The following is a 12,476-nucleotide window of genomic DNA, read 5'->3' on the forward strand; positions in this document are numbered from 1 at the left end:
TAGGAGGCGGCACGATGCCGGTGGCCGTGTACGTGCTGGGGGCGGCGATCTTCGCGCAGGGGACGTCGGAGTTGATGCTGGCGGGTCTGTTGCCCGGCATGGCGGACGATCTCGGGGTGTCCGTGCCGGACGCCGGGTTGCTGATCTCGGCGTTCGCGATCGGGATGCTCGTCGGCGCGCCGGTGCTGGCCGTGGTCACGTCGCGTTGACCGCGTCGGCGGGCGCTGCTCGCGTTTCTCGGAGTGTTCGCCGTGACGCACACGGTCGGTGCGTTGACGTCGGATTACGGGGTGTTGTTCGCCACGCGGGTCGTGGGCGCGTTCGTGTACGCCGGGTTCTGGGCGGTGGCCGCGGCGACGACGGTGAGTCTCGTCCCGGCGACGGCGCGCGGGAAGGCGATGGGGATCGTCGCCGTCGGGCAGGGCCGTTCGCGGGCGGCGGCCCCGGCCAAGGAAAGGACGAAGGTCGCCGTGTGACAACGGTCGCCGCGTGACGAAAGGTCAGGCGCAGGAGTCGGTGCGGAAGGACCACAGGGCGCGCTTGCGGGCGTACTCGGCGACCGTCCAGACGCGGTGCTGTCCGCGGAAGCACGACAGGTCCTCGGGGCCGTGCGAGATGGTGCGGTGGGTGACGCGGTTCCAGTCGAACAGGCTGCGGGACGTGCTGAGAAGGTGGCCCCGCTTCTTGTTGCGGCTCTGGGTGAACCACCAGTGGCCGTTCGTCCTGACACCGCCCTGGATCCGGTCGCCGGGCAGTTCGGCCGCCCAGTCGGCGTGGACCGTTCCGCCCTCGGACAGCGCTCCCACCGGCCAGGTGACGACGCGGCCCTGCGGCGCCTTCGGGCGGCAGTACTCCCCGGCGATGAGGACGTGGTGCCAGGTGGTGCGGTCGACCGCGACCCAGGACATGCGGAGCGGGCCGGAGCCCCGGCAGGTGCCGCCGGTCGCGCCGCCGACGAAGTGCCAGCTGCCCGTCTGCGGCATCACGTAGCGGAAGCCGTGGCCGTAGTACTTCTTGCCGTGCAGCCCGACCCAGGAGGCGTGGCCGGTGGAGCCCGCCTTGCTCCGGCCGAGGTCGTAGATCTGCCGCATGTCGAATTCGCGCAGTCCATGCCTGGTGTCGGCCACGTACAGCTTGTCGCCGTACCAGGCGATCCCACCCGCGTGGACCCCGATGTCGGAATAGGTGGCCCGGCCGTTCTTCACGGTCGGCGCGACGAGCAGGACGTGCCGGTACGAGTGCCGGTCGGGGTCGACGAACGTGAGCCGGATGCGGCCGCTGTCGTGCCAGGACACCAGCATGGGCCGGACGCCGCCGGCCCACCGCTCGCCCTCCGTCGCGTCCGAAACGGTCGAGACGCCCTGCGGGACCCACGCGTTGGTCGCGGAGTCCTGCTTGTCGAAGCAGTACACGAGCGAGTGGGCGGGCACGGCGGCCGGTTTCCCGCAGCCGCGTCCGAACCTGCCGAGCCCCGACGAGGTGAGCAGCCCGCTGACGCTGCTGCGCTGGAGTCTGCCGCCGAGCGCGCGCAACGCCGGGCCGCGGTCCGAGCCGCGCCGCAGATCGAAGTCGCTCAGGTTCGGCGCCTTCGCCGCCGACATCGCGACGGGAGCGGCGGTCGCGGGCGTGGGGTGGACGGCGCCCGGGGAGAGCGCGGCCAGCGGGACGGCGACCGCGACGGCCGCGATAGTCCGCTTTCGGGTTCCGGTCACTGTGCGCTGCGAGATGATCACAATTCGCAACGTATCCCGGCCGAGGATCACTCATAGTGAAGAGTAGGTCTCGGTAGGTACAACTTAGTTTTCGTAGATCATTACGCCCGGGGAGGTGAACCCTCGGCCAGACCCGGACGTCATGGACGGGACGGCCCACCGGCCGCCCCGTCCACGCGATCGGGTCAGTTCAGGTCACACGACCCGGTGTCGGACTTCGACGGGTCACTCTCCGAGGTTCCCGTCAACTGGAGGCTCGCGAGCCGGTTGGCACCGGGCTCGGCCTTCGCCCAGACCTCGACCTTCGTCCCGGCTCCGGCCTGCGCCGTGGCGAGGTCGTTCGGCAGCCAGGTCTTCCAGCCGCCGCCCGGCACCGCGGCCTTGAGCCGGAACACGTCGGAGCCGTAGTAGCCGGTGCCGCCCTTGCCGGTGTTCTGGAGCGTCACCGTGCACTTCTTCCAGCCCGCGCTGGTCTGCTCGGCCTTGCCGTCATCGACCTGCACGCCGCGCTGCTGCGTCCCGGCGCCGTCCAGCGACCGGATCGCGACGGTGTACGACAGGACGCCCTTGGCGTCACGCTGGAGGTCGAGCACGTAGAAGTGCAGCTTGTTGGCCTTGTCGACGTACTCGTACTCGCTGCCCGAGTTCGTGCCCGCGTGGTACAGGGCGTCCGACAGCTGGCGGTAGTCGCCGATCGTCATCTTCACCGGGGTGCCGTTCGGCAGGACGAAGTCGACCTTGTCGATGTCCTGCGGGTTGGCGTCCTCGACCCAGATGAACGGGGCGTCGTCCTGGTCCTTGGTCTTCGACAGCAGGACACCGGAGTCCGGGGTGAAGGAGTCGGTGCCCATCCGGTCGACGACTTCGAGGGTGTAGTTGTTGTAACCGCCGCCGTCGCAGAGCGGGTCGGTCTGGGTGTTGCACCGCGGGCTCTTGTCGCCGCCCGCGCCGAGCTTCAGGTTGACGCCCGACAGGCCGCCCTTCCCCGGCTCGACGGACCGGGCCGTCACCCGCGCGACGAGCGTGCCGGACGAGGCGAGCCCGTCCCTGGTGACCTGGAGCACGTTGTTCGGGTCGACCATTTCGAGCTTCAGCTTGTTGCGCAGCATGTGCTGCGCGCCCATGGAGCCGCCGCCGGACGCCGGGATCGTCCACCGGCTGTGCGGGCCGCCCGGACCGTTGAAGGTGCCGCGGCTCAGCATGTCCCAGGGTCCGCTGTAGGCGCGGCGCGCCGGGTCGCTGTACGGGTTGTTGTAGTTGTCGCCGACACCGATGATGTGGCTGAACTCGTGGGCGAACACCGACATGCCCGAGCTCTCCGCCTGGATGGACGACTCACCGGGGTTGGCGTTCGGCCAGAGAGTGGATCCGGCCTGCCAGGACGTCCACGGGACGTACCGGGTCTTCACCCAGTTGGTCAGCCTCGAGTCGCCGGGGCCCCATTCGGCGGGCACCTTCTCCTTGGTGCCGAACTTCATCTCGCCGAACTCCTGCCAGGTGGACGACTCGTCCTGCCCGGCGCTGAGGTAGAAGACGAAGTCGTACTTGCTCGCCGTCTCCTCGCCGACGTCGGCGACCCACGCCGAGCGGGCGTCGCCGCGCAGGTCCCGGTTGCACCTGTCGCCGGACGGGCAGCCGGTTCCGCCCTGCATGCCGTCGACGCCGTACTCGTGGTCCTTGCCGGGCATCTTGTAGACGCCGAAGCCGGTGAGGTCGACGCCGTAGCGGCCGCCGGAGTCCTCCATCCAGTACTCGTGGATGGTGTGGCCGTGGTTGAGCTTGCCCGGCGTGTTGAGGAAGTCCTGGTAGAACTTGGGAACCTGGGCGCGCGGCACGTCGCTGACCTCGACGGGGTTGCCGAAGATGGTGGAGTTCTTCGGCTGGGTCACGACGAACGGCTGGTTGGAGTAGTCGACCATGACGACGGCGCCCTTGAAGTTCTTCACCGACCCCTTGCGGGACGGGTCGGCCCAGGTCGCGTCGGGGATCGACTTGTAGTCGTCCCAGGTCATCGTTTCCGGGAGCTCGTAGTTCTGCGGGTCGATGGGGCTCGGCTCCCCCGGCGCGAAGCGGCGCGGGGACGGCTGCGCGCGCTGCCAGGGCTGCGTCTGCGGCCAGTGCCGCATCTGCCAGGGGTTGGCGGTCGGTTTCGGAATCGTCGGGCTCGGCTGCGCGGACGCCGGTGCGACCGCGAGGGCCACGACCAGCCCCAGTGCCGCCGCGGGCACCAACAGCATCTTCTTGGCGGGCATGTCTCCCCTACCTCTGGTGGGTTGCGGGGAGAAAGGTAAAGAAGGGGGGATACGTCCCGCTAGGGCCGACTTAGCCGATCTCGTGCTGTTTGCCCTGGCATGTCGGACGATGCGCCCAGGTCACCACCGCCGTCCGGGGCGGCACCACGGCCGTCCGGCGCGTCGATGGGACGGCCGATCAGCCGGGACAGCACGATCGACGTCTTCGTCGCCGTGATGTTGTCCTCGCGGCGCAGCCGTTCCAGCGCCTGCTCCAGATGCCGGATGTCGCGGGCCCGGACGTGCACCAGCGCGCTGGCGTCCCCGCTGATCGTGTACGCCGCGACGACCTCGGGATGGCCCCGGACGCTGGAGTGGATCTCCTCGGGGGACGTCGCGCCCGTGCAGAAGATCTCGATGAACGCCTCGGTCGTCCAGCCGAGCGCGGCCGGGTCGACGACGGCCGCGAAGCCGGTGATGACGCCGTCCGCGCGGAGCCGGTCGACGCGCCGTTTCACCGCCGGGGCCGACAGTCCGACCGCGGTGCCGATCTGCGCGAAGGAGGCGCGACCGTCCTCCAGGAGCCGCGCAACGATTCGACGGTCAAGCTCATCAAGACGCAACAAACAACACCCCCAAAGTCGGTTTTCGTCATTGGGCGACGGTCGATCCCGAACATACGCTGGACAGTGGACCGGCGGCCACTCGCCCGCCCGGCCACTTCCCCGTCGGCACCGGACCCCGGTCCGGTGTCCCCGTCATGCCCGGACGCATCCGGCCGGGCCGAGCCGCGAAGGAGCGCCGTGACGACCACCCAGAGGCTGCGGGCGATGTCCGACGAGCACAGCGCGCACAACTACCACCCGCTCCCCATCGTGGTCGCCGAGGCGGACGGCGTCTGGCTCACCGACGTCGAGGGACGCCGCTACCTCGACATGCTGGCCGCCTACTCGGCCGTCAACTTCGGGCACCGCAACCCGCGCCTCACCGCCGCCGCCAAGCGCCAGCTGGACCGCGTCACCCTGGTCAGCCGCGCGTTCGACCACGACAACTTCGGTCCGTTCGTCACCGAGCTCGCCGAGCTGTGCGGCAAGGACATGGTGCTGCCGATGAACAGCGGCGCCGAGGCCGTCGAGACGGCCTTGAAGACGGCCCGCAAGTGGGGGTACGAGGTCAAGGGCGTCCCGGCCGGGCAGGCGAACATCATCACGTTCGAGGGCAACTTCCACGGCCGCACCACCACGATCGTCAGCTTCTCCACCGACCCCGACGCCAAGGACTCCTACGGCCCCTACACGCCGGGCTTCCGCACCATCCCGTACGGGGACGTCGAGGCGTTGAAGGCCGCGATGGACGGCGCCACGGTCGGCGTGCTGATCGAGCCGATCCAGGGCGAGGCCGGGGTCAACGTGCCGCCGAGCGGGTTCCTGCGCGCCGTCCGTGACCTGTGCACGGCGAACGGCACCCTGATGATCGCGGACGAGATCCAGTCGGGCCTCGGACGCACCGGCGCCACGTTCGCGTGCGAGCACGAGGACGTCGTCCCCGACGTCTACATCCTCGGCAAGGCGCTCGGCGGCGGGATCATCCCCGTCTCCGCCGTCGTCGCGGACGCCGACATCCTCGGCGTGTTCAGGCCCGGCCAGCACGGCTCCACGTTCGGCGGCAACCCGCTCGCCTGCGCCATCGGACGCGAGGTCGTCGCGATGCTGAAGACCGGCGAATATCAGGAACGCTCCAGGACGCTCGGCGCCCACCTGCACGAACGGCTCGGCGGCCTGCCCGCGGGCGTCGCGCGCGAGGTGCGCGGCCGGGGGCTGTGGGCGGGCGTCGAACTGCACGGCAAGGCCCGTCCGGTCAGCGAGCGCCTCATGGACCTCGGCGTCCTCGTCAAGGAGACGCACGAGACCACCCTGCGCCTGGCCCCGCCCCTGACCATCGAACGCGACGACCTCGACTGGGCCCTGGACCAGCTGGACATCGCACTCAAGGGCTGACCCGCTCATGGGCTGACCGGCACTCACGAGCTGACGGCGTCCCGCCCCAGGCGACCCGCCGATTTTGTTCACTGCAAACCCGAATCTCGTCAAAGAGTCATCATTCGGCCGCATGGCGTGGCGGGGACGGAGCGGGTCGCCGGGCAGGGTGGGCGCATGCTGCGGATCAAGAACAGGCGCCGGGTGGTCGTCGGATGCGGCGCGCTGGCGCTGGGCATGTTGGTGCTGGTCGGGGGCGGTCTGTACCTGTTGCAGCGCAAGTACGACGGGGACGTGCGGCGCGTCGCCGGGGCGCTGCCGACCCAGGACCGGCCGTCCACCGGGAGCGGCGAGAACTGGCTGCTGATCGGGTCCGACCGGCGGGAGGACATCCCGTCGATGGGCGCGCGGGCCGACGCGATCATGCTGGTGCACCTGTCCCGGCGCGGCGACCGGCTCTCGGTGATCGCGATCCCCCGGGACGGCTGGGTGCCGATCCCCGGGCACGGCACGTCGAAGATCAACGCGGCGTTCGCCTACGGTGGGCCGCGGCTGCTGATCAGGACGGTGGAGCAGCTCACGAACGTCCGCGTCGACCACTACGCCGCGCTCGACTTCAACGGGTTCGTGCAGATGACCGACGCGCTCGGCGGCGTGGACGTCACCATCACCAAGCGGACCCACGATCCCAAGCACGACCGCACCTGGGAGGCGGGGCACCAGCATCTGAACGGCGTCGAGGCGCTGGACTTCGTCCGGCAGCGCTGGAACCTCCCGGCGGGCGACCTCGACCGGATCAAGCGGCAGCAGGCGTTCCTGCACGCGCTGGAGGCCAAGGCGCGCGACACCCGCAACCCGATCAAGATCGACCGGTTCATCCGGGCCGCGACGCGCTCGATGACGGTGGACGACTCGGTGTCGTCCGGCGCGCTGCGCGGGCTGGCGCACCGGCTGCTGAAGACGTCCCAGATGGAGTACGTGACCGCCCCGGTCGCGGGGACGGCGTCCCGGGGCGACCAAAGTGTCGTACTCCTCGACGATGCTGGTGTGCGGGCCCTGTTCACCGCCGTCCGGGACGACCGGGTCGTCGACTATGTGAACCGCGCCAACGCCAAGAACTCGGTGGACGCCGTCCGCTGACCCGCCGATCCTGCGGTGTGACATGTCGGACATATAATGAAGTGGCGGCAAACCATCTATCTGGATTAGTCTAAGTGGACTAATCCAAGTCGATCGTTAGGTCGCCCCATGTCCCGCCCCCTCACGCCGCTGGCGCTGACCGTGCTGCGCATGCTGTGCGACGGGCCCATGCACCCGTACGAGATGCAGCAGCGCATCCGCGACCACGCCTACGACCACGCCGTCAAGATCACGCACGGCGCGCTCTACCACTCGGTGGAGCGGCTCGCGAGCGGCGAGCTGATCGAGCCGCTGGAGACGAGCCGGGAGGGCCGCCGGCCCGAACGCACCGTCTACGCGGTGACGAGCGCGGGACGCGACGCGGCGCACACCCGCCTCGCCGAGCTGCTCTCGCGTCCGGCCGAGGAGTTCCCGCTGTTCGGCACCGCCCTGGCGTTCATCAACCTGCTGCCCGAACTCGAGGTCGCCAGGCAGCTGCGTCGCCGCGCCGTCGCGCTGGAGTCGCTGCTCGCCGGGCAGCGGACGGCCGACGACTCGCTCCAGAAGGCGGGCATCGAGCGCTACAAACTGCTCGACCTGGAGTGGCACATCGCGCGGGCCCGGGCCGAGCTGGAGTTCACGCTGAGCATGGCGGACGACCTGGAGTCGGGACGCCTCACCTGGCAGGACCGCGAGGGAGTGACGACCTGCCACCCGCCCCGCGAACACGAGCTTCGCGACGACTACGACTCACAAGCCGCCTCACAAGCCGATTCACACACTGATTCACGTACTGGCGCACGCATCGACGCGCGCACCGAAAACAGGGGGACCACATGAGCAGATGGCGCGGAAATCCGTGGGCGATCCTGCTGACACTCTCGCTCGGATTCTTCATGACGCTGCTCGACCTGACGATCGTGAACATCGCGATCCCGAGCATGATCGACAAGTTGGACGCCTCGCTCGACCAGGTGCTGTGGGTCTCCAACGCCTACATCCTGGTGCTGGCCGTCCTGCTGATCACCGCGGGCAGGCTCGGTGACCTGTGGGGGAAGAAGAACCTGTTCATCGCCGGTGTGGCGTTGTTCACGCTGTCCAGCCTGGTGTGCGGGCTCGCGCAGGACCCGACGCAGCTGATCGCGGCCCGCGCCGTGCAGGGGCTCGGCGCCGCGCTGCTGATGCCGCAGACCATGTCGATCCTGATCGCCGTGTTCCCGCCGGAACGGCGCGGCACCGCCCTCGGCATCTGGGGCGCGGTCGCCGGGGTGTCCACCATCGCCGGGCCGACGCTCGGCGGCCTGCTGGTCACCCACCTCGACTGGCGGTGGATCTTCTTCGTGAACCTCCCGATCGGCGCGATCGTGCTGGCCATGGCCGTGCCGATCCTGCCCGGTCACACCGGCGGCGTCCGGCACCGGTTCGACGTGCTCGGCGTGCTGCTCGCGTCCGCCGGTCTGTTCTGCCTGACGTTCGCGCTCACCGAGGGCCAGAAGTACGAGTGGAACGCGACGATCTGGGGTCTGATCGCGGCGGGCGTCGTCCTGCTGGTGGTGTTCGCCGTCCAGCAGCGCACCCGGCAGGACTCCGAGCCGCTCGTCCCGTTCTCGCTGCTCAAGGACCGTAACTTCACGATCCTCAGCCTCGTCGGCGCGGCCGTGTCGATCGGCATGGTCGGCATGATCTTCCCGCTGACGATCTACATGCAGTCGGTGCTCGGGTTCAGCGCGCTCAAGGCGGGGCTCGTGCTGGCCCCGATCTCGATCATGTCGATGTTCCTCGCGCCCGTCGCCGGGCGGCTGTCCGACCGCATCGGCGGCAAGTACATCCTGATGGCGGGCCTCGCCCTGTACGGCATCGGGATGCTGTGGCTCGCGGCCATCGCCCAGGTCGGCAGCGACTGGCCCACGTTCATCGCCCCGCTGACCGTCGCCGGGATCGGCGTCGGCGGCGTGTTCGCGCCGATGGCCACCGAGGCGACCCGGAACGTGCCGCCCCGGCTCGCGGGCGCCGCGTCCGGCGTGAACAACACGGTCCGGCAGGTCGGCTCCGTGCTCGGCACGGCGGCGGTCGGCGCCATCCTGCAGAACCAGCTCTCGTCGTCGCTGCGGGACGAGGCGACCAACCGCGCGTCCACCCTGCCCGAGAACGTGCGGCCCGGGTTCGTGGACGGCTTCGCGAACGCGGCCAAGGGCGGCCTGGAGGTCGGCGCCGGGCAGACCGGCGCGAAGGAGCAGCTCCCGCCGGGCATCCCCCCGGCGGTGGCGAACCGGGTGCACGAACTGGCCTCGCAGGTGTTCTCGCACGGCTTCGTCCACGCGATGAAGCCGACGATGGCGCTGCCGATCGCCGTGATGTTCCTCAGCGCGGCGGCCTGCCTGACCCTGAAGGGCCGCAAGGCCGGGGCGCCGGGCGACGTCAAGGCGGCGGAGCCGGAGCGCGTCACCACCTGAGGACGTGCGGACGGGCGGGCAGCTACCGAGGGGTGCGGCCCGCCCGGCCGAGCAGCCACTGCCCCGACGAACCGGACGGGCGGACGCGCAGCACCGCGAGCACGGCCGCCGCCAGCCCGCCGATGATGTAGACGTATCCGGCGTAGTCGGTCTTTCCGCCCAGTTCGGCGGGCATGACGAGATCGCCGCCGGGACCGTTGTTCGACATGATGAACACGACGACCAGCCACGTCAGCGCGATGATCGTGGGCCCGGCCCGGCCGCCCATCCCCCAGCCCGCGAGCCGCACCGCCGCGAACAGCAGCAGGACGAGCACGATCGCCGCGACCGGGAACCGGTTCACCGTCCAGCCCTGGAGGAACGAGCCGACCAGGCCGTACAGGGCGCCGAAGAGACCGAGGACCGCGTAGGACGCCCCGGACACCACCGCGTCGAGCGCCTCGCCGCCCGGACGGCCCGGCCCATCACCCGCGAGAACGCCCTGCTTGGCGAGGCTCACCCTGGTCTCGTCGTCGTCTTCCACGGAGGTCAGGTTACCGGGACCCCTCCGGCGCGCCGGGCGCCCCGCCGGGCCGGTGGTCCGCGCCGACCGTCAGGCCCGCGAACAGGTCGAGTTCACGGCGTCCCGGACCGACCGGGCCGCGCTCGCCGTCCTGGAGGATGAAGTACTCGGTGCCGAACGCCTGCTGACCCAGATTGTTCGACAGCGCGAAGAACGGCCCGATCTGCTCGGGCGCGACGACGATCTGGGTGCGGTGGGCGCGCAGCGCGGCCAGCTTGGCGGGCAGGTGCGCGCGGGCGTCCACGACCGTGGTGACCTGCCCGTCCGGGACGCCGGAGCCCAGCTCGTCGAGCCCGGCGACGCGCGCGAACGGCAGCCGCGCCTCCCGCATCACCGCGATGGCGCGGGCGAGGACCGTCCGGGGCGTGGCGTAGGCGTAGAACTTGGCGGCCCGCCACGGTTCGGCGCCGTCGACGTGGGACGGGTCGGCGGCCAGTTCGGCCGCCCGCCGCGTGACGCGGTGCGCCTGGATGTGGTCGGGGTGCCCGTAGTTGCCGCGCTCGTCATAGGTGACGATCACCTGCGGCCGGACCTCCCGAATGACGGTGACGAGGTCGAACGCCGCGGTGTCGACGTCGGCGCGCCAGAAACAGCGCGGATCGTCGTTGGTGGGCGCGCCCATCATCCCCGAGTCGCGCCAGCGTCCCGCACCGCCGAGGAAGCGGTGGTCGGCGACGCCGAGCGCCTCGCAGGCGGCGGCCAGCTCCCCGATCCGGTGCTCGCCGAGGCGGTCCTCCTTGTCGGACGCCAGATGGCGCAGCCCCTCGGGGATGACCTCGCCCTCCTCACCCAGCGTGCAGGTGACGAGGCAGACGTGGGCCCCCTCGGCGGCGTACTTGGCCATGGTCGCCCCGGTCCCGATGGACTCGTCGTCCGGATGGGCGTGGACGAACAGGATCCGCGGCTCCTTCATAGGAAACGAGCCTACTCAGCGCGGGACGCCCGGTGGATGACCGCCCTGCCCGGGCGGGTTACCCCAGGTCATCAACCACCGGCGGGCTGACCGCCGCCAACTCCGCCGCCACCGCCGCCGCCGTCATCGTCGGTCGGGGTGCTCGTCGGGGTGTTCGTCGGCGTGTCGTCCTGGGTCGGGGTGCGCGTCGGCTGGGTGCGCGTCGGGGTGCTCGTGGGCGTCTCGGTGTCCTGCGTGGGGGTGTTCTCGTGGGTGCGGCTGCGGGTCGGCGTCGGTTCGTCCTCGTCCTCGGACGTCGGCGTGTCCGACACCGACTGGGAGTCGGTGACCGACGGCGAGACCGGCGCGGACGGCGAGTTGTCGCCGCGCGTCGCCATGTACAGCCCCACCACCACGGCGAGGACGACGATGGCGGCGACGGCCGCGAGGACGGGCAGCTTCGACTTGCGCTCCGGCTCCCAGTCGTCGTACCGGCCGCGCCGGGCCCCGGTCGGCGGGCCCGCGGGCGGGATCCGTCCGGTGTAGTCGGCGGGCGACACGCGCTGGGTCGCGCCACCGGGACGGGTCGCGCCCGCCATGCCCGCGCCCGCCATGCCCGCGCCCGCCATCCCGGCGGCGGCCAGACCGCCCGCCGCGAGCGTGGAGCCCTCCGCGAGCATCGTGTTGGCCTGCGCGGGGTCGTCCATGCGGGTCTGTCCGGCGCCGCCGGGGCCGCTGCCGATCAGCGCCATCATCAGCTGCTGCGCGGTGGGCCGCCGTTCCGGCTCCTTGACCAGGCACGCCGAGATCAGCCGGTGCAGGTCGGCGGGGACGCCGTCCAGCGACGGCGGCTCGTGCATCACCCGGTTGATCACCGCGACGACGGTGTCGTCGCCGAACGGCGGGCGGCCGGTCGCGGCGAACACGATCGTGGTCGCCCACGCCCACACGTCCACGGCCTCGCTGAGCGTGGCGCCCGCCACCTGCTCGGGCGCCATGTAGGACGGTGTGCCGATCGCCTTGGTCGCGTTGGTCTGGTCGGTGTCGAAGGCCCGCGCGATGCCGAAGTCGATCACCCGGGGGCCGTCCGGCGCCATGATCACGTTGTGCGGCTTGAAGTCGCGGTGCACGATCCCGGCCTGGTGGATCGCGACCAGCGCGGTCGCGGTGCCGATGGCGAGCCGCTCCAGCGCCGCCCCGGCGATCGGGCCGCCGTCGGTGACCTGCTTGTACAGCGACGGGCCCGGCACGTACTCGCTGGCGATGTAGGGCTGGTCGCCCGCGACGTCGGCCTCCAGGACCTGCGCGGTGCAGAACCGCGCGACCTGCTTGGCGGCCTGCGCCTCGCGGACGAACCGGTTGCGGGCCATCGCGTCGGCGGCCAGGTCGGCGCGCAGCAGCTTGATGGCGGCCCTGTTCCCGGAGGCGTCGACCCCGGCGTAGACGACCCCCTGGCCGCCCTCGCCGAGCCGCTCGACGATCTCGTACGAGCCAAGCCGCCGGGGATCACCCGGCTGCAGCTCCGGCATTG

General features: G+C 70.9%; 12 protein-coding genes. 6 read left to right on the forward strand and 6 right to left on the reverse strand.

Annotation, left to right across the window (positions count from 1 at the left end; genetic code table 11):
* Window positions 1-14 precede the first annotated feature (14 nt).
* Both ABD808_RS01805 and ABD808_RS01810 read left to right on the forward strand, forming a co-directional pair.
* Complete coding sequence (locus ABD808_RS01805; RefSeq protein ID WP_344888522.1) at window positions 15-209, forward strand: hypothetical protein; 195 nt, start codon at window positions 15-17, stop codon at window positions 207-209.
* Between the two features lie 15 nt (window positions 210-224).
* Window positions 225-476, forward strand: coding sequence for a hypothetical protein (locus ABD808_RS01810; RefSeq protein ID WP_344889547.1), 252 nt, complete (start codon window positions 225-227; stop codon window positions 474-476).
* Between the two features lie 24 nt (window positions 477-500).
* On the opposite strand, the gene ABD808_RS01815 is transcribed toward ABD808_RS01810, so the two are convergent.
* The 3 genes from ABD808_RS01815 to ABD808_RS01825 form a co-directional block, all read right to left on the reverse strand.
* Window positions 501-1,733: a hypothetical protein gene (locus ABD808_RS01815; RefSeq protein WP_344888525.1), complete on the reverse strand. Its 1,233-nt coding sequence runs from the start codon at window positions 1,731-1,733 to the stop codon at window positions 501-503.
* A 164-nt stretch (window positions 1,734-1,897) separates the two neighbouring features.
* A complete protein-coding gene (locus ABD808_RS01820) occupies window positions 1,898-3,964 on the reverse strand; it encodes a M6 family metalloprotease domain-containing protein (protein ID WP_344888528.1) in 2,067 nt (688 codons plus the stop codon).
* 59 nt (window positions 3,965-4,023) lie between these two features.
* Window positions 4,024-4,566, reverse strand: a complete 543-nt coding sequence (locus ABD808_RS01825; RefSeq protein ID WP_344888531.1) for an Lrp/AsnC family transcriptional regulator — start codon at window positions 4,564-4,566, stop codon at window positions 4,024-4,026.
* A gap of 207 nt (window positions 4,567-4,773) precedes the next feature.
* Here ABD808_RS01825 and rocD point away from each other — a divergent pair, with 207 nt between their 5' ends.
* From rocD to ABD808_RS01845, 4 genes are all read left to right on the forward strand, one after another.
* Window positions 4,774-5,940, forward strand: coding sequence for an ornithine--oxo-acid transaminase (gene rocD / locus ABD808_RS01830; protein ID WP_344889550.1), 1,167 nt, complete (start codon window positions 4,774-4,776; stop codon window positions 5,938-5,940).
* Window positions 5,941-6,096: 156 nt separating this feature from the next.
* On the forward strand, window positions 6,097-7,059 hold the full coding sequence (locus ABD808_RS01835; protein WP_344888534.1) for an LCP family protein: 963 nt from the start codon (window positions 6,097-6,099) through the stop codon (window positions 7,057-7,059).
* Window positions 7,060-7,167: 108 nt separating this feature from the next.
* On the forward strand, window positions 7,168-7,878 hold the full coding sequence (locus ABD808_RS01840) for a PadR family transcriptional regulator (RefSeq protein ID WP_344888537.1): 711 nt from the start codon (window positions 7,168-7,170) through the stop codon (window positions 7,876-7,878).
* A complete protein-coding gene (locus ABD808_RS01845) occupies window positions 7,875-9,491 on the forward strand; it encodes a DHA2 family efflux MFS transporter permease subunit (RefSeq protein WP_344888540.1) in 1,617 nt (538 codons plus the stop codon). The genes ABD808_RS01840 and ABD808_RS01845 overlap by 4 nt, the downstream gene beginning before the upstream one ends.
* A 22-nt stretch (window positions 9,492-9,513) precedes the next feature.
* Here the strand turns inward: ABD808_RS01845 and ABD808_RS01850 are convergent, their stop codons facing one another.
* From ABD808_RS01850 to ABD808_RS01860, 3 genes are all read right to left on the reverse strand, one after another.
* Entirely contained in the window at window positions 9,514-10,014 is a 501-nt protein-coding gene (locus ABD808_RS01850; RefSeq protein ID WP_344888543.1) for a DUF6113 family protein, read from the reverse strand.
* Window positions 10,015-10,024: 10 nt separating this feature from the next.
* Window positions 10,025-10,966 (reverse strand): N-acetyl-1-D-myo-inositol-2-amino-2-deoxy-alpha-D-glucopyranoside deacetylase, encoded by a 942-nt coding sequence (gene mshB, locus ABD808_RS01855; protein WP_344888546.1) that lies wholly within the window; start codon window positions 10,964-10,966, stop codon window positions 10,025-10,027.
* Between the two features lie 71 nt (window positions 10,967-11,037).
* Window positions 11,038-12,474, reverse strand: a complete 1,437-nt coding sequence (locus ABD808_RS01860) for a serine/threonine-protein kinase (protein ID WP_344888549.1) — start codon at window positions 12,472-12,474, stop codon at window positions 11,038-11,040.
* Between the last annotated feature and the right edge of the window lie 2 nt (window positions 12,475-12,476).

It is taken from the genome of Actinomadura meridiana (genome assembly GCF_039537545.1).
Classification (GTDB): domain Bacteria; phylum Actinomycetota; class Actinomycetes; order Streptosporangiales; family Streptosporangiaceae; genus Spirillospora; species Spirillospora meridiana.